Origin of the sequence: Actinoallomurus liliacearum (assembly GCF_039542035.1) — a bacterium.
Taxonomy (GTDB): Bacteria; Actinomycetota; Actinomycetes; order Streptosporangiales; family Streptosporangiaceae; genus Actinoallomurus; species Actinoallomurus liliacearum.
Genome location: NZ_BAABHJ010000030.1, coordinates 69,240 through 96,062 on the forward strand (window position 1 = coordinate 69,240; position 26,823 = coordinate 96,062).

29 protein-coding genes and 1 pseudogene are annotated in these 26,823 nt (G+C 70.8%); 10 read left to right on the forward strand and 20 right to left on the reverse strand.

Features of this window, described 5'->3' with window-relative positions:
• The first annotated feature begins 544 nt into the window (after positions 1-544).
• Positions 545-751, forward strand: a complete 207-nt coding sequence (locus ABD978_RS44075; protein WP_425550796.1) for a winged helix-turn-helix domain-containing protein — start codon at positions 545-547, stop codon at positions 749-751.
• Here the strand turns inward: ABD978_RS44075 and ABD978_RS34260 are convergent.
• Genes ABD978_RS34260 through ABD978_RS34270 form a run of 3 tightly spaced genes read right to left on the reverse strand, consistent with a single transcriptional unit; the run spans position 738 to position 4,672 of the window.
• Positions 738-1,370, reverse strand: a complete 633-nt coding sequence (locus ABD978_RS34260) for a response regulator (protein WP_345364014.1) — start codon at positions 1,368-1,370, stop codon at positions 738-740. The genes ABD978_RS44075 and ABD978_RS34260 overlap by 14 nt on opposite strands.
• Positions 1,367-2,506, reverse strand: a complete 1,140-nt coding sequence (locus ABD978_RS34265; RefSeq protein ID WP_345364016.1) for a sensor histidine kinase — start codon at positions 2,504-2,506, stop codon at positions 1,367-1,369. The genes ABD978_RS34260 and ABD978_RS34265 overlap by 4 nt, the downstream gene beginning before the upstream one ends.
• Before the next feature lie 6 nt (positions 2,507-2,512).
• A complete protein-coding gene (locus ABD978_RS34270; protein ID WP_345364018.1) occupies positions 2,513-4,672 on the reverse strand; it encodes an MMPL family transporter in 2,160 nt (719 codons plus the stop codon).
• 102 nt (positions 4,673-4,774) lie between these two features.
• On the opposite strand from ABD978_RS34270, the gene ABD978_RS34275 reads away from it, so the two are divergent.
• The gene (locus ABD978_RS34275) at positions 4,775-5,092 is read left to right on the forward strand and encodes a hypothetical protein (RefSeq protein WP_345364020.1); all 318 of its coding nucleotides are present in this window, start codon (positions 4,775-4,777) and stop codon (positions 5,090-5,092) included.
• A gap of 747 nt (positions 5,093-5,839) precedes the next feature.
• On the opposite strand, the gene ABD978_RS34280 is transcribed toward ABD978_RS34275, so the two are convergent.
• Positions 5,840-6,115 carry a hypothetical protein gene (locus ABD978_RS34280; RefSeq protein ID WP_345364022.1) on the reverse strand — a complete coding sequence of 92 codons (276 nt, stop codon included), beginning with the start codon at positions 6,113-6,115 and terminating at the stop codon, positions 5,840-5,842.
• Between the two features lie 179 nt (positions 6,116-6,294).
• Here ABD978_RS34280 and ABD978_RS34285 point away from each other — a divergent pair, with 179 nt between their 5' ends.
• Genes ABD978_RS34285 through ABD978_RS34295 form a run of 3 tightly spaced genes read left to right on the forward strand, consistent with a single transcriptional unit; the run spans position 6,295 to position 8,416 of the window.
• A complete protein-coding gene (locus ABD978_RS34285; RefSeq protein ID WP_345364182.1) occupies positions 6,295-6,621 on the forward strand; it encodes a tyrosine-type recombinase/integrase in 327 nt (108 codons plus the stop codon).
• Positions 6,622-6,680: 59 nt separating this feature from the next.
• Positions 6,681-6,956 carry a helix-turn-helix domain-containing protein gene (locus ABD978_RS34290; RefSeq protein WP_425550798.1) on the forward strand — a complete coding sequence of 92 codons (276 nt, stop codon included), beginning with the start codon at positions 6,681-6,683 and terminating at the stop codon, positions 6,954-6,956.
• The gene (locus ABD978_RS34295) at positions 6,953-8,416 is read left to right on the forward strand and encodes a hypothetical protein (RefSeq protein WP_345364026.1); all 1,464 of its coding nucleotides are present in this window, start codon (positions 6,953-6,955) and stop codon (positions 8,414-8,416) included. The genes ABD978_RS34290 and ABD978_RS34295 overlap by 4 nt, the downstream gene beginning before the upstream one ends.
• On the opposite strand, the pseudogene ABD978_RS34300 reads toward ABD978_RS34295, so the two are convergent.
• Positions 8,413-8,910 (reverse strand): annotated as a pseudogene (locus tag ABD978_RS34300) (S1 RNA-binding domain-containing protein); the annotation flags it as partial. The gene ABD978_RS34295 and the pseudogene ABD978_RS34300 sit on opposite strands and share 4 nt — an antisense overlap.
• A 200-nt stretch (positions 8,911-9,110) precedes the next feature.
• Here ABD978_RS34300 and ABD978_RS44080 point away from each other — a divergent pair.
• Positions 9,111-9,305, forward strand: a complete 195-nt coding sequence (locus ABD978_RS44080) for a tyrosine-type recombinase/integrase (protein WP_425550799.1) — start codon at positions 9,111-9,113, stop codon at positions 9,303-9,305.
• On the opposite strand, the gene ABD978_RS34305 is transcribed toward ABD978_RS44080, so the two are convergent.
• Together ABD978_RS34305 and ABD978_RS34310 are read right to left on the reverse strand one after the other, a co-directional pair.
• The gene (locus ABD978_RS34305; protein WP_345364028.1) at positions 9,221-9,718 is read right to left on the reverse strand and encodes a hypothetical protein; all 498 of its coding nucleotides are present in this window, start codon (positions 9,716-9,718) and stop codon (positions 9,221-9,223) included. The two genes, ABD978_RS44080 and ABD978_RS34305, sit on opposite strands and share 85 nt — an antisense overlap.
• Positions 9,719-9,890: 172 nt before the next feature.
• Positions 9,891-10,349, reverse strand: coding sequence for a MarR family winged helix-turn-helix transcriptional regulator (locus ABD978_RS34310; RefSeq protein WP_345364030.1), 459 nt, complete (start codon positions 10,347-10,349; stop codon positions 9,891-9,893).
• A gap of 97 nt (positions 10,350-10,446) precedes the next feature.
• On the opposite strand from ABD978_RS34310, the gene ABD978_RS34315 reads away from it, so the two are divergent.
• Positions 10,447-11,670, forward strand: coding sequence for an amidohydrolase family protein (locus ABD978_RS34315; RefSeq protein ID WP_345364032.1), 1,224 nt, complete (start codon positions 10,447-10,449; stop codon positions 11,668-11,670).
• 19 nt (positions 11,671-11,689) lie between these two features.
• Here ABD978_RS34315 and ABD978_RS34320 read toward each other — a convergent pair whose 3' ends face one another.
• Entirely contained in the window at positions 11,690-12,415 is a 726-nt protein-coding gene (locus tag ABD978_RS34320) for a hypothetical protein (RefSeq protein ID WP_345364034.1), read from the reverse strand.
• A 307-nt stretch (positions 12,416-12,722) separates the two neighbouring features.
• Here ABD978_RS34320 and ABD978_RS34325 point away from each other — a divergent pair, with 307 nt between their 5' ends.
• Positions 12,723-13,127: a hypothetical protein gene (locus ABD978_RS34325; RefSeq protein WP_345364036.1), complete on the forward strand. Its 405-nt coding sequence runs from the start codon at positions 12,723-12,725 to the stop codon at positions 13,125-13,127.
• A 65-nt stretch (positions 13,128-13,192) separates the two neighbouring features.
• On the opposite strand, the gene ABD978_RS34330 is transcribed toward ABD978_RS34325, so the two are convergent.
• A complete protein-coding gene (locus ABD978_RS34330) occupies positions 13,193-13,570 on the reverse strand; it encodes a VOC family protein (protein ID WP_345364038.1) in 378 nt (125 codons plus the stop codon).
• Positions 13,571-13,681: 111 nt separating this feature from the next.
• Here ABD978_RS34330 and ABD978_RS34335 point away from each other — a divergent pair, with 111 nt between their 5' ends.
• On the forward strand, positions 13,682-14,077 hold the full coding sequence (locus ABD978_RS34335; RefSeq protein WP_345364040.1) for a winged helix-turn-helix transcriptional regulator: 396 nt from the start codon (positions 13,682-13,684) through the stop codon (positions 14,075-14,077).
• 180 nt (positions 14,078-14,257) lie between these two features.
• Here the strand turns inward: ABD978_RS34335 and ABD978_RS34340 are convergent, their stop codons facing one another.
• From ABD978_RS34340 to ABD978_RS34390, 11 genes are all read right to left on the reverse strand, one after another.
• On the reverse strand, positions 14,258-14,650 hold the full coding sequence (locus ABD978_RS34340) for a VOC family protein (protein WP_345364042.1): 393 nt from the start codon (positions 14,648-14,650) through the stop codon (positions 14,258-14,260).
• 151 nt (positions 14,651-14,801) lie between these two features.
• Positions 14,802-16,250 (reverse strand): acyl-CoA carboxylase subunit beta, encoded by a 1,449-nt coding sequence (locus ABD978_RS34345; RefSeq protein ID WP_345364044.1) that lies wholly within the window; start codon positions 16,248-16,250, stop codon positions 14,802-14,804.
• The gene (fabF, locus tag ABD978_RS34350) at positions 16,247-17,500 is read right to left on the reverse strand and encodes a beta-ketoacyl-ACP synthase II (RefSeq protein WP_345364046.1); all 1,254 of its coding nucleotides are present in this window, start codon (positions 17,498-17,500) and stop codon (positions 16,247-16,249) included. The genes ABD978_RS34345 and fabF overlap by 4 nt, the downstream gene beginning before the upstream one ends.
• Before the next feature lie 29 nt (positions 17,501-17,529).
• Positions 17,530-17,784, reverse strand: coding sequence for an acyl carrier protein (locus ABD978_RS34355; protein WP_345364048.1), 255 nt, complete (start codon positions 17,782-17,784; stop codon positions 17,530-17,532).
• Positions 17,785-17,863: 79 nt separating this feature from the next.
• The gene (locus tag ABD978_RS34360) at positions 17,864-18,829 is read right to left on the reverse strand and encodes a beta-ketoacyl-ACP synthase III (protein ID WP_345364050.1); all 966 of its coding nucleotides are present in this window, start codon (positions 18,827-18,829) and stop codon (positions 17,864-17,866) included.
• Complete coding sequence (locus tag ABD978_RS34365; RefSeq protein ID WP_345364052.1) at positions 18,826-19,761, reverse strand: ACP S-malonyltransferase; 936 nt, start codon at positions 19,759-19,761, stop codon at positions 18,826-18,828. The genes ABD978_RS34360 and ABD978_RS34365 overlap by 4 nt, the downstream gene beginning before the upstream one ends.
• Positions 19,762-19,863: 102 nt before the next feature.
• Positions 19,864-20,985 carry a PucR family transcriptional regulator gene (locus ABD978_RS34370; protein WP_345364184.1) on the reverse strand — a complete coding sequence of 374 codons (1,122 nt, stop codon included), beginning with the start codon at positions 20,983-20,985 and terminating at the stop codon, positions 19,864-19,866.
• Between the two features lie 73 nt (positions 20,986-21,058).
• Positions 21,059-22,261, reverse strand: a complete 1,203-nt coding sequence (locus tag ABD978_RS34375; protein ID WP_345364054.1) for an acyltransferase family protein — start codon at positions 22,259-22,261, stop codon at positions 21,059-21,061.
• A 143-nt stretch (positions 22,262-22,404) separates the two neighbouring features.
• The gene (locus ABD978_RS34380; RefSeq protein ID WP_345364056.1) at positions 22,405-23,316 is read right to left on the reverse strand and encodes an alpha/beta hydrolase; all 912 of its coding nucleotides are present in this window, start codon (positions 23,314-23,316) and stop codon (positions 22,405-22,407) included.
• Positions 23,317-23,460: 144 nt separating this feature from the next.
• A complete protein-coding gene (locus tag ABD978_RS34385) occupies positions 23,461-24,120 on the reverse strand; it encodes a response regulator (protein ID WP_345364058.1) in 660 nt (219 codons plus the stop codon).
• On the reverse strand, positions 24,117-25,376 hold the full coding sequence (locus tag ABD978_RS34390; protein ID WP_345364060.1) for a sensor histidine kinase: 1,260 nt from the start codon (positions 25,374-25,376) through the stop codon (positions 24,117-24,119). Before ABD978_RS34390 ends, ABD978_RS34385 begins: the two co-directional genes overlap by 4 nt.
• A 179-nt stretch (positions 25,377-25,555) precedes the next feature.
• Here ABD978_RS34390 and ABD978_RS34395 point away from each other — a divergent pair, with 179 nt between their 5' ends.
• A complete protein-coding gene (locus ABD978_RS34395) occupies positions 25,556-26,803 on the forward strand; it encodes an RNA-guided endonuclease InsQ/TnpB family protein (RefSeq protein ID WP_345364062.1) in 1,248 nt (415 codons plus the stop codon).
• Positions 26,804-26,823: the final 20 nt, after the last annotated feature.

Here is a 26,823-nt window from a genome sequence, read left to right on the forward strand (position 1 = left end):
AGCACGCCGGCGGTGGAGGCGAGCGCCGCGGCGGTCAAGCTGGCGATCGACAAACTGCTGTTCCTGCGCGGGATGGACGCCCACCTGCTGGATCTGTCGATGCTGCCGCGCGAGCGCCGCAGGTGCCTGGCGACGCTGGGCCGCCGTTCGACGGTGCAGGGGCTGCGGCGGCGCGAGGAACGGCGCTTCCCGATTCTGCTGGCGCTGGTCGCCCAGTCGGCCGGCGACCAGTTGGACGAGGCGATCGCGCTGTTCGACCAGGCGGTGTCGGCACGCGAGTCGCGGGCGAAGGCCAAGACCAACGAGGCGCTGGCCGAGCGGGCCAAGAAGGGCGAGGCCCGGCAACTGCTGATGGAGGTGATCCTTCCGGTGCTGGCCGACCCGTCGATCCCGGACGAGGACGTCGGCGGGATCTCGCGGGAGCAGGTGGGGATGCGGGCGCTGCGTGAGGTGTCGGCGATGGGCTGGAAGCCGCTGCCCCGCGACCAGGGGCGCCTGTCTGCGCTGGAGGCCTCCTACTCCTACCTGCGGGTTCACCCCGCAGGTGCTGGAGACGATCGACTTCCACGGCGGACCCGGAATCGCGGACCTGATGAGCGCGGTGGCGATGCTGAAGGAGCTGAACACCGTCACGGTGACGATCGGCCGGCTCCGCCGCAAGCTGGGCGAGCCGCCCGTCATCGCCGCCACCCCGGGTGTGGGGTACCGCGTCGTCGACGAGGCCCCGACAATCCGCTTCAGGGACGGGTGAGCAGGCCGCGTTCGAGGGCCACGACCACGGCGTGGGTGCGGTCGCCGACGTCGAGCTTGGCGAAGATGCGCAGCAGGTGGGTCTTCACCGTCGCCTCGGCGATGACCAGCCGGTTGCCGATGTCGGCGTTGGAGAGGCCGTCGGCCACGGCGCGCAGGACGTCGATCTCGCGGGCGGTCAGCGCGACGGGGGCGGGTCGGCGCATGCGGGCCACGAGCTTCTGAGCGACCTTGGGGGCGAGGACGGTCTCGCCTCGGGCGGCGGCCTGGACGGCGTCGATGAGCTGGTCGCGGGTGGTGTCCTTGAGCAGGTAGCCGACGGCCCCGGCCTCGACGGCGCGTTCGATGTCGGTGTCGGTGTCGTAGGTGGTGAGGATCAGCACCCGGGTGCGGGTGGGGCCCGCGACGATCGTGGCGGTGGCCTCGACGCCGTCCAAGACGGGCATGCGCAGGTCGAGCAGGGCCACGTCGGGGGCGTGCCGTTCGACGAGGGCGAGGGCCTCGCGCCCGTCGGAGGCCTCGCCGACGACGGCGATGGCGGGGTCGGCGGCGAGCAGGGCGAGAACGCCCGCGCGCATGGCCGGGTGGTCGTCGGCCACGATGACGCGCAGCGGGGTCATGGTCGGTCCTCCACGGGGAGCACGGCGAGAACACGGGTGCCGTCGCCGATCGAACTGGTAACGGTGAGCTCGCCGCCCAGATCCTCCAGCCGACGGCGCATTCCGGCCAGGCCGAAGCCGCTGCTGTCCTCGACCGCGAAGCCGCGTCCGTCGTCGGTGACCTCCAACTCGACGCGCTGCGGATGCCCCTCCAGGACGACGCCGACGGTTGACGCGGCGGCGTGCTTGCGGATGTTGGCCAGCGACTCCTGCGTGCAGCGCAGCAGCGCGATCCGAGTGGGCTGGTCACAGTCGAGATCGGCCAGTTCGGCGTGGACGGTGAGGCCGGTGTCCTCGGCGAAGCGGTCCACGGTGCGACGCAGGGTACGGGCGATCGAGCCGGGTGCGATCATCTCCTTCGGGGATGAGCCGACCAGCACGCGTGCCTCGGCCAGGTTCTCGCGCGCGATGCGCTCGATCGACAGCAGCCGGGAGGCCGTGTCCGCGTGGACGTCCGAACGCGCGGCCTCGGCGAGGACGACGATGGACGCGAGCCCTTGGGCGAGGGTGTCGTGGATCTCCCGGGCCATGCGTTCACGTTCCTCCGCCGCGCCCTGCCGCCGGTGGGCCTCGGCGAGTTCCGATCGGGCGTCGGCGAGTTGTTCCCCGAGGCGTTCGGCGCGCTGCTCGGCACGTTCGAGCCACCGGCGGATGGTCAGCGCGAGGATCGTTCCGACCCCGTAAGCGAACAGCGTCACGACCGCGTTGCCGCTGACCGGTTCCCCGCCCCGCAGGATGGCACCGACCAGGGCGGCGCCTGCGGCGAGGCCACTGAGCCCGATCGACTGCAGGACCGTCCGCGCGGTGAGCCAGAAGAGCGGAAACGAGACGATGTAGAGGGAGGCCGCTCCGTACTGCAGATAGGACACCGCGCCGATCCCTGCGGCGAGCACCCACAGGAACCAGGGGACGCGACGGCCCGGCAGGCGCAGTGACACCGCGTAGGCCGCCCCGAGCATCGCCGGCACGCCCAACGCCCAGTTCCGCAGGCCCGCCGGGACGTCGTGGGCGGCGACGAGTTCGGGCCCCAGCCCGAACAGGACCCACAGGACGGCATTCCAGCGCAGTATGCGGGACTGGTCGTCGGGGAGTCGCACGATTGATCAGCCTACGGTCTGCATCGAGCGTCCTTCGCGGCCGGTGTCCGCCGTACGGCGGCGCGACGGCCACCAGGCGGCCTCGCCGAGCAGCAGCATCAGCGCGGGCAGGAGCACCAGCCGGATCACGAAGGCGTCCAGGAGTACCGCGAACGCCAGGCTGAACCCGATCTGTTTCATCTCGATCAGGTGCAGCGGGACGAAGCTGGCGAAGACCGTCACCATCACCACCGCCGCGCTGGTCACCACGCCCGCCGACGAACCGATGCCGTCGAGCACGGCTCGGCGGGCGGGCACGCCACGCCGCACCGCCTCCTGGATCCGGCTGAGCGTGAACACCTGGTAGTCCATCGACAGCCCGAACAGGATCACGAACAGGAACAGCGGCACCCGGGACCCGATCGACCCCATCGAGGTGAAGCCGAGCAGCCCCTCGGCCCAGCGGTACTGGAACACCGCCGTGAGCACGCCCAGGGATGCCGCGGCTGACAGCAGGTTCAGCACGACACCGACCAGCCCGAGCACGACCGAGCGGAACGCCAGCACGGTGATGACGAAGGTGACCAGCAGGAGCGCACCCAGGATCGTCGGCAGCCGCTGCTTCTGATGGTCGGGGTAGTCGGCGGAGCGGGCGACGTTTCCGGTCACCGCTGCCTCTGCCCCGTCCAATTTCCCCACGGTCGCCGGGACGTACTCCGCCCGCAGACGCTTAAGTGACTCCTGCGCCCGCTTCTCACTCGGGTAGGCGGGAACCGACACTTCCAGCACGGTGATTCGGCGGTCGGCCGAGACCCGGATCCGGGTCTGCCCGCCGAACAACGGGTCGGTCTTCACTCGTCCGGCCAGGGCTTCCAGTGACACGCGCACCTGCGCCCGCCGGGACGCGTCAGCCCGGACGACGACTTGGTTGGTCGACTTCAGCTCCGGGAACGCCGCGGTGATTCTGTCGCCGGCCCGCATGGCGGCCAACTGGCGCGAGAAGGTCTCCTGCCCGACATCGGTCAGCTTCAGGCCCACCAGCGGCGCCGCCAGGGCGAGCATCGCGGCCACCGCGACGCCCAGCGTGAACATCGGGCGCCTGGCGACCGAGTCCAGAACGGACGAGGTGAGTGCTGGGCCTCGCGTGTGCGCTGGGCCCCGCGTGTGCCGCCGGGACGCGCGAGCGCCGAGCTTGGCCAGCAGCGCGGGCAGGATGGTCAGTGAGCTGACCACAGCGGCGACGGTGACCACAATGGCACCGGTAGCCAGCGAGTCGAAGATCACGTCGCCCGACAGGTACAGCGTCGCGCTGGACGCGGCGACCGCCAGCCCCGACACCACCACCGCGCGCCCCGAGGTCGCCGCCGCCAGCTCCACCACGGTCGCCGACGACAGCGTCCCACCCGACCGGGCGTGTTCCTCGCGATCCCGCTTGAGATAGAACAGCGTGTAGTCCACCCCTACCGCCATGCCGATGAGCAGGATGACGTTGGTGCCGACGCCCGCGTCCGGGAACACGTGCGAGGCCAGCTTCGACAGCCCCACTCCCGCGATGATCGAGGACACCGCCAGCAGCAGCGGCACGACCGCCATCACCACCGACCGGAACACCAACAACAGCACGATCAGGGTCACCGGCAGTGCGAACATCTCGGTGCGGGACAGGTCTTCGCCGCGCTGCCCATCGACGTCCTTGTCGATGGACGGGCTGCCGGACTCATCCACTCGCAGATCGGGATTGGCCTTCTGCACCTGGCCGGTCTGCGCGAGCAGCGCGTCAACGTGTTCCGTGCCCTCCAGTTCGGGGCCCGTCATCGTCACGTCCACCCGGACGGCCCGCCGGTCGGCCGACCACACCGGCGCGCCCACCGACTCGACCTCCGCGAGCCGCGACATCCGCTCGCGTATGTCCCGGGCGACCGCCTCGCCTCGAGCCGCGTCCAGGCTTCCCGGCCCCCGCATCGATATCAGGACACGTTCGAGTGGCTTCTGTTGGAGGCCGCCCTGCGTGGCCAGCGCCTCGGCACGTCCGGCCTCGCCGACCCGGTAGTCCTCGGTCGTGGCCGCCTTCCCGCCGACGGCCATCCCGGCGCCGAGACAGACCATCACGAACAGGATCCGTCCGGCGATCGCACGCCAGGGATGGTGGGCGCTCCATCGCGCCACTCGCACTGAGGGGTTCGTCATGCGATCAAGCCTGGTCGCGGGCCCCCTTCCCCCGACAGCATCGACCGGCTGAACCTGCCGTCCACCGATCGGTGGACAAGATCAGGCGGGGATGCTGGCCGGATGAACGATCCGGCCTGGAAGATCCGGCCCTTCGCGGGCATCAGCGGGTTCGGCGTGGAGGTCGACTTCGGCGCACGGCGCGACGAGGTCACCGCCGCCTTCGCGGAGCGGTTCGGCGACGACCTCGGTACGGTCCGCCCCTTCCGCAAAGCCTCCTGGGACGTCGGATCTGCGACTAGCACGTCGCGGGCGACCTCATCCTCTTCTACGACGACCACGATCGGCTGTACTACATCGAGTTCGGCTCCCGCGCGCCGGTCCGCTTCGACGGGATCGCGTTCGCCGGCCGCCCGTACGACGACGTCGTGGCGGAGCTGACCGCCCACGAGCACGATCCGGTCGAGACCGACGCGGGGCACACGGCGTACGCGGTCGGCATCGCGCTGACCAAGGGCGGAGACGGTGAGGTCGGCACGGTGGGCGTCTTCCCCGAGCGTCCCCGGCTGTCCGCACCCCCGCCGACCAGCCCGTTGCCCCTTTCAGGCTTATCTTGGAACCGGCGCGGATTGCATCCGTTGCGAATACGTACCGCAGTGCGGTCCTTGCGTCGGCTTGCTGTGCTCGGGGCCTGTGAGCTGGCCGTTCGTGGCTATGCGCAGGGGTGTCGAGAATGGCGATGCGCTTGTGGCCGGTGTGGCTGGTTGGCCGGGTCCGGCCGATTGACCTGCATGCCATTCGCCGGGTCGCGTCTGGTGCGAGCATCTCGCATCAGATGCGATCGACGGAGCGTGACGAGATGGGGACGGATCTTCCGGGTTCGGCTCGGTTGCAGCTGGCGGCCGGGGTGCCGCTGCTGCGGCCCGAGGAGCAGGTGTTCGAGGCGATGCTGACCGGCTGGCGGAACCAGCAGCTGGCCCGCAACCTGGCGTTCTCCACGATTGAGGGCCGGGAGAAGCGGGTGCGGGCCTTCGCCCGGCATTGCGAGGCGTTCCCATGGGAGTGGAGTCATCAGCTCGCGGATGAGTGGTTCACCGACATCCGGGCGGTGCGCGGCAACGCCCGTTCCACGCTGCGGTCCTACCAGGAGGCGCTGCGCTCGTTCTGCACCTACCTGGTCGACCCGGCCTACGGCTGGGCCGACCAGTGCCAGACCCGGTTCGGCACGCACCCGGTGCAGGTCGTCACCGAGGTCAACACCGCCGTCCACGTCCAGGAGTACGAGGGCGAGCCGACGAAGCGGGCCTTCACCATCGATGAGCTGGAGGCGTTCTTCGACCACGCCGACCAGCAGGTCACCCGGATCCGAGGCCGGGGCCGCAAGGGCTGGCTGCCGGCGTTCCGCGACGCGACGTTGTTCAAGGTCGCGTACGCGTTCGGGCTGCGCCGCAACGAGACCCGCATGCTGGACGTCGCCGACTTTAGCGCCAACCCGCAGGGGCCGGAGTTCGGCGAGTACGGCGTGCTGGACGTCCGCCACGGCAAGGCCAAGAAGGGCGCCACCCAAGCGCCGCGGCGTGCTGACGGTCTGGCCCTGGTCGGCGGAGATCGTCGAGCAGTGGGTGACCGAGGCCCGGCCGCTCATGGCCGCCGAAGGCAACCCCGCTCTTTGGCCGTCCGAGCGCGGGCGGCGGATCGGAGTGAAACGCCTGGACTCCCGGTTCGCCGCCTACCGCGACGAGCTCGGCCTGGATCCCGGCGTCGACTTCCACAGTCTTCGCAGGTCATACGCCACGCACCTGATCGAATCAGGCATGGACGCGCTGTTCGTCCAAGCTCAACTCGGCCACGAGGTCGCCAGCACCACCGCTCTTTACACCTGCGTGTCATCGGACTTCCGCACCCGCACACTGCGGCGGGCCCTGGACCAGACCCTGGACGCCGCACTACGAGAGCGGAGCGCCCGATGACCGCAAAACGCCAGGTCAGCTACCGATGGCGGCTGCGGGAACTCATGGCCACCCGCGGCATGTTTTCCACCACCGAGCTGGTCCCGCTGCTGACCGACCGCGGAATCAAGCTGTCGGCCTCCCAGGTCCACCGCCTGGTCACCGGCACCCCCGAACGATTGTCACTACCCGTGCTGGCCGCGCTGTGTGACATCCTCGAGGTCACCCCCGCCGACCTCATCGCCACCAAGGCCGAGAACCGCGACGTCCGCCGCACCGGCACCACCGGCGACCTGCGCGCCGTCGATACCACGGCGATCCGGCCCAAGCGGGCCCGCCTGCGGCCCGACCCGTGACCCGCCCGGCCACCGACGAGGTTCACGGCGACCGGCCGCGGTGCGTTCGCTGCGGCCGGCTTCCCGGCTGGCTGCATCGCTGGCCCGAGGGCGTCGTCTGCTCCACCTGCTGCAACGACGCGCTGGAGGTCCAGGGCCGGTGCGCCGACTGCGGCGCTGAGCGGATGACGCCTGGAATCGCCGCCGGCGGCGGGCGGCTCTGCGTCGACTGCGCCGGGATTCCGGGCAACTTCTTCTGCATCCGGTGCGGGCACGAAGGGCTCCGTCAACGCGACCACGTCTGCCGCCGCTGCATCCTCACCGAGATGCTTCGCGACGTCCTGGACGATGGCACCGGCCAGGTCAGCTCGGCGCTGCTGCCACTGTTCGACGGGCTCCGGCAGGTCGGGCGCCCACTGGGCTGCCAGACCTGGCTGCGCACCGAACACGTCCAGCGGATGCTGCGGAGCCTGGCCCGCGGCCGCACGCCTCTCACCCACGAGGGCCTCAGCATGCTCGGTGCTCCGCGGACGGTTGCCTATCTGCGTGACCTGTTGATGAAGTACGGCCTGCTCCCGGTCCGTGACCGGCACCTGCTGATGTTCGAATCATGGCTGGTCGGCCACCTGGCCGCCGTCGACGACGCTGACCAACGCACGCTGCTCAACCAGTACGCCACCTGGGATGTCCTGCGCAAACTCCGCGAGTCCGCCGCCCGCGGACCGCTCGGCCCATCACGTGACAGCACCGCCCGCGACAAGATCCGCAAGGCCACCGAGTTTCTGAGGTTCCTCTCCGACCGGGGCCGCACCGCCGCCCAGTGCACGCAGGCCGACCTGGACGCATGGCACGCCGAGCACCGCCTCGCCCGGCGCCACGCACAACAGTTCCTGCGCTGGTGCATGCGAACCGGGAACATGCCCCGCCTGACCATCCCGAACATCTCCACGCGCAACCCGGCGCCGCTCGACCAGCACCGCCGGATCACGTTGATCCGACGAGCCGTCACCGACGAGCAGATCCCGGCGATGGACCGGGTCACAGCGATACTCCTACTGCTCTACGCCCAGCCCATCACCAAGATCGTCCAACTCACCCTCGACGACATCACCAGCCACGACGGCCAGATCCTGCTCCGGCTCGGTGACCCACCCACCCCGGTGCCCGAACCCTTCGCTCAGATCCTGCTCGCCCACACAGCGGCCCGCCCGAACACCAAGACCGCGACCAACCCCGACAGCCGCTGGCTGTTCCCCGGACGACGTGCCGGCCAGCCCGTCCACCCCAGCACCATCGAGCAACGGCTCCGCGACCTCGGCTTCACACCGGGCCGGGCCCGCACCTCAGCGATCCGCCACCTCGTCCTGCAAGCCCCAGCCCCCGTCGTCGCCAGCATGCTCGGCTACAACAACGAAAGCCTCACCATCATCGCCGCCGAAGCCGCCGGCCCCTGGAGCCGCTACGCCCCCGGCGATCATTGAATGAACTCGAGCCTCATACGGTGATGCCCGAGATTGATGTCGCTGATGCGGACCGTCAGTTCCTCGCCCTCGGCAGGCAACTGCTCATCCGGGAACTCGGAGATGTGGACCAAGCCTTCGATGCCGTCAGCCACAGCAACGAAGGCACCGAATGGAACGAGCCTGGTCACAGGCCCGCTCAGCACCTCACCGAGCTGAGTCCGGGCGATCTCCTTCCACGGGTCCTCCTGCAGCGCCTTCAATGACAGCGACATCCGCTCCCGCTCGAGATCGACATCCAGAACCATGACGGTGACGTCTTGGCCGACCTGCACTACCTCCGATACATCAGTGAAACGGCGCCACGACAGCTCGGTCACGTTCACCAGGCCTTTAGCCCCACCAAGATCCACGAACGCACCAAATCGTTCAATGGACGCAACCACTCCCCGACGGACCTGCCCCTGCTCCAGAGTCCTCAGGAACTCTAGAACGGCCTCGACCTTCCGATCTTCGCCCATATCGCCCCGACACTACGGGCGGATGACCACGGACAGCAATCTCCGCCGCGGATTCTCACGAACACGTCCTCTTCGAGCGCGCACTTCCGGGCGAGAAGACCTCGCCCTCACCGCCGAAGAAGCCGCCGAACCCCTTGGCGCCGCTACTCCTCGGCGACCACACACCGTGACCGATCAGGCCCTCCATCCAACGAATACAAGCCAGACGGTTACGAGACTTCACCAGTTCTGCCCCCCACCACACCTTCGCCACCCGGCTCCGCCAAGGCGGCGCGGACCCCGCCCGGGTCCAAGCCCTGCTCGGTCACTCATCTCTGGACACCTCGACGCGGTACTTCCGAGCCGGCCAGACCGAACAAGCCGAAATCGTCGACCGCGTCTTCGAATAACCCCAGATCAGACACAGGTTCGCTGGATTTTCCGCGTTCGCTACGGCTACCCCGAGTTGTCGACGGCGCTCGTGTCGTTCGCGGCCGCCGACCCGGGCGGCTGGGACCCCATGTTCCGCGCCGCGCGCCTGCTCGACCAGGCGGGGTTCGATCGTCTGGTCGTCTCCGACCATGTCGTCCTCGGCGAGCGTCTCGACGAGTACGGCAGGCCGGAGATCGGCGGGCGGCAGGGCGGCCGGCAGCCCACCGGTCCCGACGGTCACTGGCTGGAACCGCTGACCACGCTCTCGGTGCCGGCCGGGATGACCCCGCGGATCCGGCTCGGCACCAACATTCTGATCGCCGCGCTCCGCGAGGCCGGCCGTGACCCGTCCGGTCTTCAGGTCGTCGGGCGACCGCCCGTCCACCACCACACCGACGGCACCCTCGACATCCCGAGCACGATGGCCGAGGTCCCCCCGCTGCCGGCCCCGCCGGGATCACCGACGTGCGACTCGCCGTCGGCGTGCCGGAAGACGACTCGGCGGCGCTCGACCACCTGTCCGCCATCGCCGCGCACTTCCGCGCCACGGTGCAGAACCACGCCTAACCGGGCTCGTGGTGCTCCTGCCGGCGCAGCCGAGCGCCGTCCTCGACGTATCTGAGCAGCAGCCGGGCGAACTGGAGCCGCTCTTCCGCGGGCCAGTCACGGGTGATCTCTTCGAACGCCAGGCGTTGAGCCTTCGCGAAACCGTCCCGCGCGGCGGCGCCTTCCGGGGTGACCTTGAGGACGGTCCGCCGGCCGTCCTGCTGCGAGGCCGCACGGAGTAGGTGCCCGGCCGCTATGCAGTCGGAGACCATGCGGCTCGCCACCGACTGGTCCACGCCTAGCTCCTCCGCGACGCCGCCGACGGTCATCTCACCGTCCCCGGCGGTGACGATGTTGAGGATGAGATTGCGGGAGGCGTCCCTGCGTGAGGTGGGCACACGCCGCCGCAACCGGGAGAAGGCCGGTCCGATGCCGTCGAGGATGGCGTCGTCCTCCGATTCCGCACCGCTCGTCATGCGGACATCATAGAGCGCATGCATGCGGTTGAGAATATGTATGCTGTAAGTCATGCTCCTGCATGAGAGCATGTTCTGGGGAAAGAAGCGAGGGACAGTGACCACTACAGCCATCACCGGCGCGCGTGTCTTCGACGGGGAACGGGTGCTGCCGCAGACCACCGTCCTGATCGGCGAGGGCCGGATCATCGCCGTCGGCGGCGACGTGCCCGCGGGCGCGCACGTCGTGGACGCGAGGGGCGGGACCCTGCTGCCCGGCCTGTTCGACGCCCATGTCCACACCTCTGAGCAGGCGCTGGCGTGCGCACTGAGGTTCGGGGTCACGACCGAGCTGGAGATGCAGGGGCGATGGACGAAGCACAACCGGACGGCCATCAGTGAGGACGACTCCCTGGCGGACGTCCGCTCCGCGGGGTTCGGTCTCACCCCGCCCGGCGGACACCCCAGCGAGCTCTTCCCCGAGGGCTTCCGCCCGGGAGGGGACGATCGCTCCGCCTTCGGCAACGTCGTGATGCCGTTCTCCACCACCCCGGAGGAGGCGGTGAGTCACATCCCGAAGCTCGTGGCGGCGGGCTCGGACTACATCAAGTTCATGGTCGACGACGGCACGGTCGAGGGCCACCCGGGCCTGCCGATGCTCGACCAGGCCACGTTGAACGCCGGTGTCGCCGAAGCGCACCGGCACGGGATGCTGACCGTCGCGCACACGCTCACCGTCGACGCGACCCGTATGGCGATCGAGGCCGGTATCGACGGCCTCGTCCACCTGTTCATGGACCGGCCGCACGACAAAGAGATCATCGAGCTCATCGCGGGATCGGGAGCGTTCGTCGTGCCCTGCGTCGTCCTCGACGCCTCGATGATGGGCATCACCGGCGCGGCCCTCGCGGACGACCCGCGCGTCAGCACGCGTCTGGACGAGGCGTGGCTCACGACGCTGCGCAGCAGCTTCGACCGGTACCCGCAGGGTCGCATCGCGGACGTGCTGGACTCGGTGCGCGCGCTCCACGCCGCCGGCGTCGACCTCATCGTCGGAACCGACGCCTCCTTCCCGCTGCCCTTCCTCGGCGGCCTCGCCCACGGCGCCAGCGTCCACCAGGAGCTGGGCTACCTGGTCCAGGCGGGCCTGACCCCCATCGCGGCCCTGCGGGCCGCGACGAGCACCCCCGCACACCGCTTCGGCCTCGACGACCGGGGCCGCATCGCTGCCGGTCGCCGCGCCGACCTGCTCCTCGTCGAAGGCGACCCCACGACCGACATCTCAGACACGCTGAACATCCGCGCCGTATGGCGTCGCGGCGTACGGCTCGCCGACGGCTGACCGGCCCCGCGCGGGTGGCTCAGTGCACGCGTTCACCACAGACCGCGGGATACAGCACCGCACCCGCGCGGACGCGGTCTACCGGCACGCCGATGAGGCGTAGGCATGCCTCGTCCGAGTCGGCATTCGGAGGGATCTCAAGCGTCACCGCCGCGAGCTGAATGATCCGGCGTCCATCGTGCAGCTCTGCCGCATGCGCGCCGTCCGGGAAGGTGCCGCCGAGAAGGCCGAAGACGGCAGTGGCCTCGTACTCGGCGGCGACGTCGCGGACCTCGAACCGCCAGTGCTCCGCCGTGTCCGCGAGCAGTGACCTGGCTCCATGCCCCTGTGCGCCGAGGGCGTCGTCCCGGGCGCGAATCTGCTCCGCTATCGCACAACAGAGCGGGACCCCCTTCACGGAAGGTGTGTCGACTCTGGTGTAGCCGGCGAAGGGCTCGTGGGTGAGGGAACAGCTAAGGAGGTCCAAGGCGGCGCCCTGCGCCTTGGGGCGGCCGTGCTCGAGGATGTCGAGGAGGAAGGGAGCCGCGACCACCGCCGCGGGGAAGACCGCGCCGCTGTGGTCGTGGATGATCCCACCGCCGGCCAGCCGACTGGCGGCCTTGGCCGCTTCAAGGTTGCTCGTCGCGGAGGCCAGATCACGCAATCCGGCGGCGGCGCACTCTGGGCTGTACCAGCCGGCACGGCCGGGGATGGCAGCCCAGTCCACGGCATTGATGGAATCGAGCACATCGGCATTGTCCAGCATGTGCTGAAGCGGCACCGGTCCGCCATCACCACGCGCCTCCGCGCCACGGTGCGGGACCACGTCGGCTGAGCCCGATCTCGCAGCCGGCAGACGGCAAGCCAGCGAATTTCCGGGCCGATTTGCCGGCGCTCGACGAGGAAGGCCGGGCTCTTGCCGTCAGATCTGGCGGTCCCTACTGTTTGAGCAGTTGCTTGATCCGACCGCTCAATGTCGGGGAGCGGCATGGCCCGAGCAGGTCCGCGGCCCTGTTCGACCGCGCCGGGAAAGTCGCCTCCGTGCTCGACATCTTCCGACGAAAGAAGAGGGCATGACCGGCAACAAGCGTGACTGGCTGATGTTCACCGGCTGGCTCCTGATCGGGGCCTGCTACCTTCTCGGCCTGCTGAGCATCCTGTCGATAGGGATCTTCATCCTGCCCTTCACCGTGGTGGGCACCGTCGCGCTGGCCACGCGCCGGGACACCCAGCGGGGCCTGCCCGGCTTGGTCTCCAGCGCGAGCCTGCCGCTGTTCCTGCTCACGTACCTCAATCGGCACGGCCCCGGCACCCACTGCACTACCTCTGTCAACGGCGGGAGCGACTGCACCGAGGGACTGCTGGACCCGTGGCCCCTGCTGGCCGGCGGCCTGGTCTTCCTGGTCGCCGGGGTCGCGCTGTTCCATCTACTACGGAGGCGGCCGGTGATCGGGCCCGCGCCGGGACGGTTCCGGTAGTCCTCGTGTCGCCACCCCCTGCCCCTCTCGCGCACACCCACCTCGCGTTCCACCTCTGAGTCAGGTCAGGGACCGAAGACGCGCGCCACCAGCTCGGGCGCCCACTCGACGTACTCGACCTCGGCGCCACCGGGGTGGCGGGCGTAGAGGAAGCGCCCGGTGGCGCTGGTGGCCTCCGGGGTGGTGATCCGCGCGCCGGTGCGCCGCAGGGCGGCGGTCACCTCGTCGAGGTCGCGGACGACCACGGTGGCGGTCGCGTGGGCGTACCGGGCGCGTTCCTCAGGCGGTCCGGCGATGACGAGGAAGTCGCCGATCGCGGCGAGTTCCACGCCCTCGAAGCCGAACCGCAGGTGCGGGTCCGCGCCGACGAGGTCGCGGAGGAAGGGCAGGTCGCGGTCCAGGTCGTCCGTCCACAGCCGGGCGTAGGTCTTGAGAATGGTCACGAGGTGCCCCTCCTGAGAAGCGTTCTCACGCACTTTTGGTTACTGGGGAACCGTAGGAAAGTATGGTGTGAGGTGCAAGAACGCACTTTTTCGTGAGAGAGGCACCTCAAGGTGAGCGAGCAGCCTGCGAACCCGGCGGACGACGGCGATGTGACACGTGCCGACTCGCTCGCGCGCGAGATCTTCGCCGACGTCGCCAACAAGTGGGCGTTGCTGATCATCAACGTCTTGGGGGAGCGGACCCTCCGCTTCGGCGAGCTGCACGCCGAGGTGGGCGGCATCAGCCACAAGATGCTGACCCAGACCCTGCGCGTGCTCGAACGCGACGGCCTGGTGGAGCGAACCGTCCACCCCACGGTGCCGCCGAGGGTGGACTACGTCCTCACCGGCCCCGGCCAGGCCTTGCGCGCCATGGTCAACGGCATGTGCGGCTGGACCCGCCGGCACCTGCCCCATATCGAGGAGGCCCGCCGCCGCTTCGACGCGGACCGGTCGGGGAACGCGTAGGTGAGCCCGGTAGCCCGAGATGCGCGCGGTACCGCCACCGAACGGAATGCCTGACGGCCGACGGGCGTACCGAATGCTCGGTGATCGAGGTCGCGTGACCGAACGAACCGGTACGAATCACTCGCCTGCGACCCGCCTTATCCGAGCGTTCGGATCACTCGACGCTCACGCCGCCGTCCGTCAGGCCGGTCCGAGCAGGTCCCAGCGGTTCCCCGCGATGTCAACGAACACGGCGACCCGTCCATAAGCCTCCGCACGTGGTGAGGTGACGAACTCGACCCCAGCGGCCACCATCCGCTGGTAGACGGCGTCGAAGTCATCCACCCGCAGGAAGAATCCCACTCGGCCGGCGACCTGGTTTCCGACGACCATCACCTGCCGCTCCCCGTCCGCACGGGCGAGCAGGATGCCCGTCTCGGCACCCGGCGGCCGGACAACGACCCACCGTTTCGGACGACCGTCATTCGTCAGCGATGGTGAGTCCTCGACCAGATCGAAGCCGAGCACGTCGACGAAGAACTCGATGGCCGGGTCGTAGTCGTCCACGACCAGCGTTAGAAGATCGACGCGCACGCTGCCTGAGCATACGACCTACCCGGATACCTCCAGCCGATTCCGCCGCTCCGCGTGATCGCCGTCCATCCATGCGGAGAGGCAGGCGAGGCCGCGGATGACGAACGCCCCGCCCAGGTCGTCCTGGACGGGGCGCTCGGGTCTTCGCGGGCTACAGGGGGATGTTGCCGTGGGCGCCCCGGGCCGGGGTCGCCTCGGCGATGGCCTGCGCGATCGCGCGCCGGGTCTTGGCCGGCTCGATGATCTCGTCGATCACGCCGAGGTCATGGGCCCGTTCCACGCCACCGGCGATCTTCACGTGCTCGGCGGCGAGCTGCTCCTCCAGCGCGTGCCGCTCCTCCTCCGGGGCGGCCGCCAGCTTGCGGCGGTGCAGGATGCGCACGGCGGCGACCGCGCCCATCACCGCGATCTCGGCGGTCGGCCAGGCGAAGACGCGCGTCGCGCCCAGCGCACGGGAGTTCATCGCGATGTACGCGCCGCCGTACGACTTGCGGGTCACGAGCGTGACGCGCGGCACGACCGCCTCGGCGAACGCGTGCAGCAGCTTCGCGCCGCGGCGTACGACGCCGTCGTGCTCCTGGCCGACGCCCGGCAGGTAGCCGGGCACGTCGACGATGACGACCAGCGGCACCCCGAACGCGTCGCACATCCGCACGAACCGCGACGCCTTCTCCGCCGACGTGGAGTCCAGGCAGCCGCCCAGCCGCATCGGGTTGTTGGCGATGACGCCGACGGTACGGCCGCCGAAACGCCCGAGCGTCGTGACGATGTTCGGCGCCCACTTCGGGTGCAGCTCGATGGCCTCGGACGGGTCGTCGAGCAGCTTGTTGATGATGGGGTGCACGTCGTACGCGCGGCGCGGGTTGTCGGGCAGCACGCCGCCGAGGTCGATCTCCTCGACCTCCTCCGGCCGCATGCGGCCCTGGTGGCCGAGGAGCGACGCGACCCGCCTGGCCTTGACGAGGGCCTCGGTGTCGTCCTTGGCCACGACGTGCACGACGCCGCTGCGCTTGCTGTGCGGCTCGGGCCCGCCGAGCGCCGCCATGTCGACGACCTCGCCGGTGACCGACCGTACGACGTCCGGGCCGGTCACGAAGATGCGGCCGCCCTCGGACAGGATGACGATGTCGGTCAGCGCCGGGCCGTACGCGGCCCCGCCGGCGGCGGCGCCGAGCACGACCGAGATCTGCGGGACCACGCCCGACGCCTTGGTCATGGCCGCGAACACGCGCCCGACCCCGTGCAGGGACTCGACACCCTCGGCGAGGCGCGCCCCGCCGGAGTGCCACAGGCCGATGATCGGCAGCCGCTCGCGTACCGCGTGGTCGTAGGCGTGGACGATGGCCTCGCAGCCTTCCGCGCCCATCGCGCCGCCCTGGACGCGCGGGTCGCTGGCGAACGCCACGACCGGCATGCCCTCGACCCGGCCCACGCCCGCGAGGGCGCCGCTGGTGTCCTCCTCGGAGAGGAGCCGCAGCGACCCCTCGTCGAAGAGCGCCTCCAGCCGTACGCGCGGATCCCGGGGGTCCGGCGCGGTGGGTTCAGGGGGTGCCGTGGGCTCGGGCGCCCGGGTGGCGGACCTGCTGTCGACAACGGTCACGACTCATGCCTCCTCAGCGCGACGGTCACGTTGTGCCCGCCGAATCCGAACGAGTTGTTCAGGGCGGCGGCGGGACCGCCGGGCAGCTTCCGGGGTTCGTCTCGAACGATGTCCAGGTCGACGTCGTCGTCGAGGTTCTCGATGTTGATCGTCGGCGGTACGAGGCCCTCGCGCAGGGCGAGGATCGCGGCGATCGACTCGACCGCTCCCGTGCCGCCGAGCAGGTGGCCGGTCATCGACTTGGTGCTGGTGATGGCGACCTGGTGGGCGACCTCGCCGAGCGCCAGCTTGATCGCCTTGATCTCGCCGGTGTCGCCGACCGGGGTGGACGTGCCGTGCGCGTTGATGTGCACGATGTCCGACGGCTCCAGGCCGGCGTCGGCCAGCGCGCGGAGCATCGCCTTCGACATGCCGTCGGGGTCGTTCGACACGATGTCGACCGCGTCGGCGGAGTAGCCGACACCGGCGGCGACGGCGTAGATCCGGGCGCCGCGGGCCCGCGCGTGCTCCTCCGACTCCAGGATGAGGATCCCGGAGCCCTCGCCGAGCACGAAGCCGTCCCGGTCCTTGTCGTACGGGCGCGAGGCGTGCTCGGGGTCGTCGTTGCGCGTGGACATCGCGCGCATCGAGCCGAACGCGGCGAGGTTGAGCCGGTGGATCGCGGCCTCGGTGCCGCCGGCGATGACGACGTCGGCCCGCCCGGACCGGATCATGTCGATGCCGTAGCCGATGGCCTCCGCGCTGGACGCGCAGGCGCTGGCGAGCGCGTGCGCGCCGGCCTTCGCCCCGAACTCGATGCTGACGACTCCGGCGCCGCCGTTCGGCATCAGCATGGGGACGGCGAACGGCGAGACCCGCTGCCAGCCCTTCTCGTTCAGGATGTCGTAGTTGTCGAGGGTCGTGATGATCCCGCCGATCCCCGACGAGACGACCGCGCCGACCCGGTCGCCGTCGACCTGGAAGCCCGCCTCGTCGCCGAACGCGAAGCCGGCGTCGAGCCAGGCTTCGCGGGCGGCGATGAGGGCGAACTGCTGGCAACGGTCCAGCCGGCGCAGCCGGTGCCGCGGCAGGACCTCCGAGGGTTCCACCGCGATCGGAGCCGCGATCCGCACCGAGAGGCTCTCCGCCCACTCGGCGGTGAGCCGCTTCACGCCGGACCGGCCCGCCAGCAGAGCGGACCAGGTCGATGCCACGTCGCCGCCGAGAGGCGTAGTAGCGCCGAGTCCGGTCACGACGACGGAGGTACTCATATGGTCACGCTCTCCCTTGCTGTTCGACTTCAGGCAGAGACGCCCTTGTTCTGCACGTAGACGACGACGTCCTTGACCGTCTTGAGGTTCTTCAGCTCGTCGTCGGGGATCTCGACGCCGAACTTGTCCTGCGCGGCGACGGCGATCTCGACCATCGACAGGGAGTCGATGTCCAGGTCGTCGACGAAGGACTTGTCGGGGGTCACCTCGGACGGGTCGACGCCCGCGATCTCCTCGACGATCTCGCCGAGGCCTTCGAGGATCTCCTTCTCGGAAAGAGCCATGGGGTATTTCTCCATTTCCTGTGTTGCGATGTGTGCTTCGAAGGGAGTTCAGGGGGACGAACGCGCGCGAGCGGCCCGGCTACGGAATCCGGACCACCTGCGCGGCGTAGGTCATGCCGGCGCCGAAACCGATCAGCAGGGCCGGCGCGCCGGAGGGCACGTCACCGTGCTCGATCATGCGGGACAACGCCAGGGGGATCGAGGCGGCCGAGGTGTTGCCGGCGTTGACGATGTCGTCGGCGACGATGGCGTTCTCGGCCTTGAGCTTACGCGCGATCGCCTCGATGATGCGCAGGTTCGCCTGGTGCGGGATGAAGGCGGCGAGCTCGGAGGGGTCGACGCCCGCGCGCTCGCACGCCTCTCGCGCGATGGGGTGCAGGGCCGTCGTCGCCCACCGGAAGACGGCCTGCCCCTCCTGGAACAGGAAGCTGGTGCGGTCCTTGATGTAGATCCGGTCGGCCATGTCACCGGCGCTGCCCCAGACCACGGGGCCGACGGCGGCCTCCTCCGAACCGGTCACCACCGCGGCGCCGGCGCCGTCGGCGAAGATGATGGAGGTCGAACGGTCCGTCCAGTCCACCCACTGCGACAGCTTCTCCGAGCCGACCACCAGCACGTTGCGCGCCGAGCCGGCGCGGACCGCGTCGGAGGCGTTGGACAGCGCGTAGCAGAAGCCCGCGCACGCCGCGTTCACGTCGTACGCCCCGGGCGCGGCGATGCCGAGCCGGTCGGCCACGCGCGCCGACGCGTTGGGGATCTGCGCCTCCTGCGTGCAGGTGGCGACGATGACCAGGTCGATGTCCTCCGGGGACAGGCCGCTGCTCGCCAGGGCCTTGCCGCCGGCCTGGACGGCCATGTCGACGACCGACTCCTCCGGGCCCGCGATGCGGCGCTGCTTGATGCCGACGCGGCTCTGGATCCACTCGTCGTTGGTGTCCACCGTCTTGGCGAGGTCGTCGTTGGTGACGACGTTCGACGGCTGGTAGTGGCCGAACGCGAGGATGCGCGCCCCGGGGGCGCCGGTGCGAAGCTGGAATGACGTCACGCGTTCTCCAAAGTGTCGTCGCCGGCGCGCGTCTCCTGCTGGACGAGGGCGCGCGCCTTGTCGAGGTCGTCGGGCGTCTTCAGTGCGACCCGCTCCACGTCGGGGAGCGCGCGCCTGGCCAGACCGACGAGAGTACCCGCAGGGGGAAGTTCGATGATCGCCGTGACGCCGAGGTCCGCCATCGTCGCCATGCAGGAGTCCCAGCGCACCGGCGCGCTGACCTGCTCGACGAGACGGGCGACGAAGTCGGGGCCGTGGTCCACGACAGCGCCGTCGCGGTTGGAGAGCAGCCGGGTGACGGGGTCGGCCACCGGCATGCCCGGGGTGATCCGCCGCAGCGTGTCGACCGCGGGGGCCATGTGATGCGTGTGGAAGGCTCCGGCCACCGACAGCGAACGCAGCCGCGCGCCGGCGGGCGGCGCCTCCGCGAACGCGGCCAGCTGCTCCTTCGTGCCGGCCGCGACCACCTGGCCGGCGCCGTTGGCGTTCGCCGGGGTGAGGCCGTGCTTCTCGATCGTCGCGAGGACCTCCTCGGCGTCGCCGCCGAGCACGGCGGTCATGCCGGTCTCGGTGACGGCGGCGGCCTCGGCCATCGCCCGGCCGCGCTCCCGCACGAGCACCATGGCGGACTCGGGGGAGATGACACCGGCGATCGCCGCGGCGGCGAGCTCGCCCACGCTGTGCCCGGCGGTCACGTCCGGCCGCACGCCCAGCGCCTCGTAGGCGACGAGCGCGGAGGCCACCAGGAGAGGCTGCGCGACGGCGGTGTCGCGGATCTCATCGGCGTCGGCGGTGGTGCCGTAGCGGATCAGGTCGAGTCCGGTGACGGCGGACCACCACGCGAGACGGTCGGCGACACCCGGCAGTTCGAGCCAGGCGTTGAGGAATCCCGGGGTCTGGGCGCCCTGCCCGGGCGCGGCGATGACGAGCACGCACTCAACCATGCACTGTAGGACTCCGCCATGTTCATGCGGTGAGGTACGAATCTCCGGCGGCGAGCCTTGTGAGGGTCCTACAAGGCGACGCCGGGGCCGTCACAACGAAAGGGGCCGGTCGGCGAAACGCCCGAGAACCAGGGCGATGCGGAGAGTGAACGCCGCCCGGCCGTCGGCGGGGACGTATCCGGTCAGCTCGGTGACCCGGCGCAGGCGGTACCGCACCGTGTTGGGGTGCACGAACAACAGCCGCGCGGTGGCCTCCAGCGACGAGCCCTGCTCCAGGTAGGTCGTCAGCGTGTCGAGCAGCGGGGCCCCGGCCACGCGCAGCGGTTCGTAGACCTCCTCCACCAGGAACGCCCGCGCGTCCGGGTCGCCGTCGAGGGCACGCTCGGCGAGCAGGTCGCCGGCGAACACCGGCCGGGGCGCGTCCGGCCAGCCCGCCACGGCCCGCAGGCCGGCCAGGGCGGCCCGCGCGGACATCGTCGCGGCGTACAGGTCGTCGACGCGCGGCCCGATCACCACCGCGCCCGGACCGAACTTGGACGTGAACGGCTTGGCCGCGGCGAGGGGGTCGTCCTCGACGCCCCCGACGATGACGATGAGGCGGCTGCCCTGCACCCCGGCGAGCACGTCGACGCGCGCCCGGCGGGACGCGATGCGGATGTCGTCGATGATGGCCTCGGGCTCGTCCTCGGGGGTGTTGCCCGCCATGACGGCCACCGACGTCGACGCCCAGCCGAGCGCGGCGGCCCACGAGTGCAGCGACTCGTCGACCTCGCCGCGTAGCAGCGCGTCGACGATGAGGGCCTCCAGCCGGGCGTCCCACGCGCCGCGGGTCTCCGCCGCCCGCGCGTACACCTGGGCCGCGCCGAAGGCGACCTCTCGGGTGTAGCGCAGGATCGCCTCCCGCAACTGCGTCTCGCCGCTCGGGGCCGCGAGCTCGTTCACCTGCGCCTCGACGACGTCGATGACGACCCGGACGATCTCCACGGTCTGCTGGAGCCGTACGGCCCGCATCAGCTCGCGCGGCGCGGTGCCGAACACCTCGCCGGCGATGGCCGGCCGGATCTTCTCCTCGTGCTTGAACCACTCGACGAACCCGGCGATGCCCGCCTGGGCGACCAGGCCGACCCACGAGCGGTACTCCGCCGACATCGCACGGAACCACGGCAGGCGCTCCTCCATGCTGGCCGTCGCGGCGGTGCCCAGCGCCCCCATCGCCTGTTCGAGCCGCTCGGTGGTCTGCTCGCGGATGTCGAGGTCTTTCTTCACCCGAACAGCCTCCCACCTATCAGTCGTGCCGGCGGCACCGCCTCCGCCCACGTGTCACGCTCGTACCCTCGAACCGCTGGAACACCGCCCGGCACCCGGCCAGCACCGACGCGAACGCCGGCAGCCACGCCATCCGGGCCGGGATCCAGCTCCAGTGGTCGGGGACGTCGTGCAGTCCGGGCAGCCTACCGAAGGGCCTGGTCACGATCGTCACCAGCATGAACGCCGTCTGGTGCCAGCAGAACACCGTCATCGCCGACAGGTTCGCCAGCGCCACCGGCGCCCAGGCGAGAGGCCGCCGCATCCAGCGCGCCAGCCGGTCGTGCAGGAGCAGCGCGGCGCCGACCTGCGCGAGCCCGAACGCCACCGCGACCGCCGTCGGCGGGCTCAGGTTGGACACCCGTGCGCCCGGCAGGCCGACCATGCTCGCCGGATACCCGGCGAACGCCACGAGCGCGACCGCGGCCGCCGCACCGCCGACGAGGAGGGCCACGGCCGTACGCCGCGAGCCGAGCCGGCCCTTCGCCCAGGCGATGCCGAGCAGGTACGGCACCGCCCAGGCGGCGGGCACGTTCAGCCAGCCGAGCCAGGCGGGCCCGTCCAGGCCGAACCTGACCAGGTCGACGCCGCCCACGACGGCCGCCGCGACCGCCGCGGCGTACGGCCCGCAGCGAGCGAGCAGCGGGGTGAGCGCGGTCAGGCCGATGAAGACGCACAGGAACCACAACGGGCTGTACATGAGACGGACCAGCGGCATCGGGTCCGTCCCGGTCGCCGCGAGCAGCAGCGTGAGCGGCACCCAGGCCACCACCAGCACCGCCGGGGGCGTGCCCAGCCGCACCAGCCGGGAGCGGACCCACCCGACGGTGCGCTGGGGGCGGCGCAGGCTCCTCGCCGCCGAGTACCCGCCGACGAAGAAGAACAGCGCCAGCGTCTGCAACGCCCAGGACACCGGGGCCAGCGACGGCATGAAGGACAGCGGGCTGCGCGCACTCCACGTGCGGCCGTCTCCGGGGGCGGCCGAGACGACGAGCGCGGTGACCAGCCAGTGCCCGAGGACGACGCCGAGGATGGCGAACGCCCGCAGCGCGTCCACGGCCCGGTCACGATGCTCCGGTGTCGCGGCGTCGAGGCGCCGGGCCAGCGCGCCGAACGACCCGCGTCGCGGGAGCCCGTCCGGCTCGGGCACCGGGCGTGGACGGAGAGCGGGTTCAACGGTCACGGGACACCTCCGTCGCGGGGCGCGGCGCGAGCCGGCGGCGGCCGATACCGGCGGTCACGGGATGCCGCGTCGCCGGGCGTGGCCGGAGGGCGCGTTCGGCGGTCACGGGGGGCCGCGTCGCCGGGCGTGGGCGGAGGAGGCGTTCAGCGCACACGGGACACCTCCGTGTCGCGGCCGAGGGCGATGAGCGCCAGGTCGCGCAGGGCGATCCCGCCCGGCCGGAGGTAGTCGCCGTGGCCGCCGGCGCCGGCCGCGAAGACGCGGGCGCCGAAACCCCGGCCCGTCGGGTCCGCGCCGAAGCCCAGCCCGAGCACCCGGACCTTCGGCACGTACGCCATCCAGTCGCCGGACGCGCGGCCCGCCCACACCCGCGCGCGGGTGTGCAGCGCCGCCGCGGACGAGACGGCCATCCCGGGACTGCCGAACACCGCGATGTCGGTCGCGTCGACGTGACGGGCGGCCCGGCCGCAGACGACCGAGCCGTAGCTGTGGCACAGCAGGCTCACCGCGACGCCGTGGGCGTTCAGGGTGTTCACGAGCGGCCGCAGGGCGCGGGCGCCCTGGTCGGCGCGGCCGGTGGTCGCGACGTCCAGGCTGATGGTGCGCGGCGCGCCGTAGCCCAGCCAGGCGAGCACGGCCAGCCGGGCGTGCGGGTCGATCCGCAGGGCCTCGGCCAGCACCGCCCGCGCCCCGCCGCCGGGGGAGGCCGTGCCCCGCGAGTCGAAATCGCGCAGCGTGGTGTCCGAGCCGGGGACCAGGATCGCCACCCGCCGGGCCGCGGCCAGGTCGCCGACGACCTCCACGGCCCGGCCGCGCGGGTCGAACGCGATGAACGTACGGCCCGGCGCGGCCAGCGGCGTCAGCCGGGGGTCGCGCCGGGCGGCGGCCTCGATGGCCTGCCGCTCCGCCGCGTACCGCGCGGTGAGCGCGCGGTACGTCAGCGCGGGCAGCGGCTGTACGGGCGGCGACACGGAGGGGCGGCCGCCGGCGGCCCCGGTCGTGAGCATGATGCCGCCGACGGCGATGGCGGCGAGTGCCGCCCGGCGCTTCTTCACGGGCCCGTCCTCCCTGATCAACGAGTGATCAGGAAGCTACGAATCGTCCGTTGTAACCCGCGTCCCCCTGAGGACCGCACTTGCCGCGTACATCCCCGGTAGGGGGAGGATGACGGCCGGACCGGTGACTCATCCGGGCGGGGGTCACTCGCCCGGGCGCACCAGTCCGGTCTCGTACGCGTAGACCACGGCCTGGGTGCGGTCGCGCAGTTCCAGCTTCATCAGGATCCGGCCGACGTGCGTCTTGACCGTCTGCTCGGCGACGACGAGGCGTTCGGCGACCTCGGCGTTGGACAGGCCGCGCGCGACCAGGCCGAGCACCTCGGTCTCCCGGTCCGTCAGGCCCTCCAGCCGTCTGCGGTCCGGTGCCTTCGGCGCGCCCATCCGCGCGAACTCCGCGATCAGCCGCCGGGTCACGGTCGGCGCCAGCAGCGCCTCGCCCGCCGCGACCACGCGCACCGCGTCCGCCAACTCCCCCGCCGAGGCGTCCTTGAGGAGGAACCCGCTGGCCCCGGCGCGCAGGGCCTCGTACACGTAGTCGTCCAGGTCGAACGTCGTCAGCACCAGAATGCCGGGGTGGCCGGGCCGTTCGGTGATCCGGCGGGTGGCCGCGAGACCGTCCAGGACCGGCATCCGCACGTCCATCAGCACCACGTCGGGCCGCAGGTCGGCGGCCTTGCGCACGGCCTCCTCCCCGTTGCAGGCCTCGCCGACGACCTGGATGTCCGGCTGGGCGTTCAGCAAGATCGAGAAGCCGGATCGCACCATTCCCTGGTCGTCGGCGATGACCACACGGATGCTCATGAGTCCCTTTCCTCGGGGGCGTTCGGCTCCAGCGGGAGGGCCGCCGTCACGACGAAGCCGCCGTCGGCGGCCGGGCCCGCGCCGAGCTCACCGCCGAGCATCGTGGCCCGTTCGCGCATGCCGACCAGGCCGTGACCGCCGCCCGCCCGCACCACCCGGACCGGTTCGGTGCCCGGCCCGTTGCGCACCCGGAGCCGTAGCACGTCCGGCTCATAGCCGATCTCCACGCGCACCGACGCGCCCGGCGCGTGCCGCATCGCGTTGCTCAGCGACTCCTGCAGGATCCGGTAGGCCGACAACCCGACTCCGCCCGGCAGGACCGGCGGCTCCCCGGTCACCGCCGTCTCGACGCTGAGCCCGCCGGCGCGCGCCGAGGCGACGACCTCGTCCAGGCGTTCCAGGCCCGGCTGCGGCGCGGTCTGCGCCGAGGGATCGGTGCGCAGCACGCCGAGGATCCGGCGCAGCTCGGTGAGTCCTTCGAGCGCGCTGGCGCGGATGTCGGCGAAGCTCTCGGCCAGCTCCGGCGGCGGGTCGGCGACCTTGTACGGGGCGGCCTCCGCCTGGATGGCGATCACCGACATGTGGTGGGCGACGACGTCGTGCAGCTCACGGGCGATCCGCTGCCGCTCCTGCAGCACGGCCGTCTCCGCCTCGTGCCGGGCCTCCTGCTCGGCGAGCGCCTGCCGGGCCGTACGGCGGAGCCGCACGGTGTAGCCGAGCAGGATCGGAACCGCGCACAGCAGCGCGAGCGCCTTGGTCGGCGGATCGAGGAGGACGCAGCCGAGCGCCGAGACCACCATGGCGCCGGCGGTGACCGTACGCTCGCAGCGCACCGCCAGCGAGTACAGGCACAGCAGGTAGGCGATGCCGAGCGCCGGCAGGTACGGCACGCCGTACCCCGCGCGCGGATGGATGACGACGGCCGTGACGAGCATCATCCCCAGGGCCACCCGCCAGGCGACCAGCGGGCGGCTGCGGCGCATGAGCAGCGGGACCACGCCGCCGAAGGCCACCAGCGTCAGGAAGATCGGAGAGGCCGGACCGCCGGACTCGGGATGCGGCGACTGCAGCTGCGCGTACCCGCTGACGGCCAGGATCAGCGCCAGCGCCGGGTCCACCGCGTCGGCGAGGTGGACCGGGCCGATCCTCAGCCGGCGACGAGGCCTGGGCATCGGTGGATCGGTGCGGCCCCCGACGAAGACGGCGAACATCGGGCCCAGGGCACCGGAGATCCCCGCACGTCGTCCACCGGCCATGGGCCGAGCGTACGGGCCCGCCGGTGTCCGCCTCGTACCCCTGCGGACTGATTCGCGGATGCTACTCAGGTATGGCTGGGTAGCCGGACGCTCGTCTGACACAGCTTCCGAGCGCCAGAGTTGGAAAGATGCTCGAAAGACTCCATACAGAAGGGCATGACGCGGTAGGGTGCGGTGGTATGCAGTTACGATACTCCTACCGTTTGAACCCCACCCCGGCACAGCGGATCGCGCTGGCCAAGGCGTTCGGGTGTGCCCGAGTGGTGTTCAATGACGGACTGCATGCAAGACGTAACGCCCATGCGGCCGGGTCGCTATACATCGGCGACGGGGAGTTGTCCAAGCGGGTGATCACGGAGGCGAAAAAGACGCCTGAGCGGGCGTGGTTGGGTGAGGTGTCGGCCGTGGTGTTGCAGCAGGCACTGGCCGACCTGAACGCCGCTTACCGGAACTTCTTCGCCTCCCTGCTGGGGAAGCGAAAGGGGCCGAAGGTCGCACCTCCCCGGTTCCGGTCGAAGAAGGGTCGGCAGGCGATCCGCTTCACCAAAAATGCCCGTTTCGCGATCACACGGGGCGGGAGGCTGCGCCTGCCAAAGATCGGTGACGTGGTGGTCCGTTGGTCCCGCAGCTTGCCCGCCGAACCATCGTCGGTCACGGTCATCAAGGACGCAGCCGGACGTTACTTCGCCTCGTTCGTGGTTCAGACCGACGAACGACCCCTTGAGCCGGTCGAGGCCGAGGCCGGAATCGACCTGGGGCTGGGACACTTCGCGGTCCTGTCGGACGGGCGGAAGATCGACTCACCGCGGTTCCTCCGCCGTGCGGAAAAGAAGCTCAAATTCCTGCAGCGGGCGCTGGCCCGAAAACAGATCGGATCGAACAACCGTGAGAAAGCCCGCCTAGCGGTTACCCGCCAGCACGCTAAGGTCACCGACGCACGCCGAGAATTCCACCACCAGCTATCCACGAAGCTGATCTGCGACAACCAAGCGATCTACGTGGAGAACCTGGCCATCATGGGATTGGCGCGCTCCCGGCTGGCCAAGAGTATCTACGATGCCGGCTGGTCGTCCTTCCTCGCCATGCTGGAGTACAAAGCTGCTTTGTATGGACGGACCGTCCATCGAATCGACCGGTGGTACCCCTCCTCCAAGCGGTGCTCAGCCTGCGGGACGCTGCAAGCAGCGATGCCGCTTTCGGTCCGGTCGTGGGCCTGTTCTTGTGGGGCGGTCCACGACCGGGATGTGAATGCGGCCAAGAACATTCTCGCCGCCGGACGGGCGGAGAGGCTAAACGCCTGCGGAGGGCAGGTAAGACCACCCACCCCGGTGGCATGCCCGTTGAAGCAGGAAGCCACAGAGGTGCCGCATGACGCGGCACGGACTGAATCCCAGCCCCTCAGGCTGAGGAGCGCGTCAACCAGGTAGGGGGTGGCCTTCGTGGGGCG

Coding starts and splice junctions, on each gene's coding strand:
- ABD978_RS34260 (WP_345364014.1), bottom strand. CDS start 1,370: ATGACCCCGCTGCGCGTCATCGTGGCCGACGACCACCCGGCCATGCGC.
- ABD978_RS34270 (WP_345364018.1), bottom strand. CDS start 4,672: ATGACGAACCCCTCAGTGCGAGTGGCGCGATGGAGCGCCCACCATCCC.
- ABD978_RS34275 (WP_345364020.1), top strand. CDS start 4,775: ATGAACGATCCGGCCTGGAAGATCCGGCCCTTCGCGGGCATCAGCGGG.
- ABD978_RS34280 (WP_345364022.1), bottom strand. CDS start 6,115: ATGCGGGTCTCGTTGCGGCGCAGCCCGAACGCGTACGCGACCTTGAAC.
- ABD978_RS34285 (WP_345364182.1), top strand. CDS start 6,295: ATGGCCGCCGAAGGCAACCCCGCTCTTTGGCCGTCCGAGCGCGGGCGG.
- ABD978_RS34290 (WP_425550798.1), top strand. CDS start 6,681: ATGTTTTCCACCACCGAGCTGGTCCCGCTGCTGACCGACCGCGGAATC.
- ABD978_RS34310 (WP_345364030.1), bottom strand. CDS start 10,349: ATGACGAGCGGTGCGGAATCGGAGGACGACGCCATCCTCGACGGCATC.
- ABD978_RS34320 (WP_345364034.1), bottom strand. CDS start 12,415: ATGCTGGACAATGCCGATGTGCTCGATTCCATCAATGCCGTGGACTGG.
- ABD978_RS34325 (WP_345364036.1), top strand. CDS start 12,723: ATGACCGGCAACAAGCGTGACTGGCTGATGTTCACCGGCTGGCTCCTG.
- fabF (WP_345364046.1), bottom strand. CDS start 17,500: ATGAGTACCTCCGTCGTCGTGACCGGACTCGGCGCTACTACGCCTCTC.
- ABD978_RS34355 (WP_345364048.1), bottom strand. CDS start 17,784: ATGGCTCTTTCCGAGAAGGAGATCCTCGAAGGCCTCGGCGAGATCGTC.
- ABD978_RS34370 (WP_345364184.1), bottom strand. CDS start 20,985: ATGGGGGCGCTGGGCACCGCCGCGACGGCCAGCATGGAGGAGCGCCTG.
- ABD978_RS34385 (WP_345364058.1), bottom strand. CDS start 24,120: ATGAGCATCCGTGTGGTCATCGCCGACGACCAGGGAATGGTGCGATCC.
- ABD978_RS34390 (WP_345364060.1), bottom strand. CDS start 25,376: ATGGCCGGTGGACGACGTGCGGGGATCTCCGGTGCCCTGGGCCCGATG.
- ABD978_RS34395 (WP_345364062.1), top strand. CDS start 25,556: ATGCAGTTACGATACTCCTACCGTTTGAACCCCACCCCGGCACAGCGG.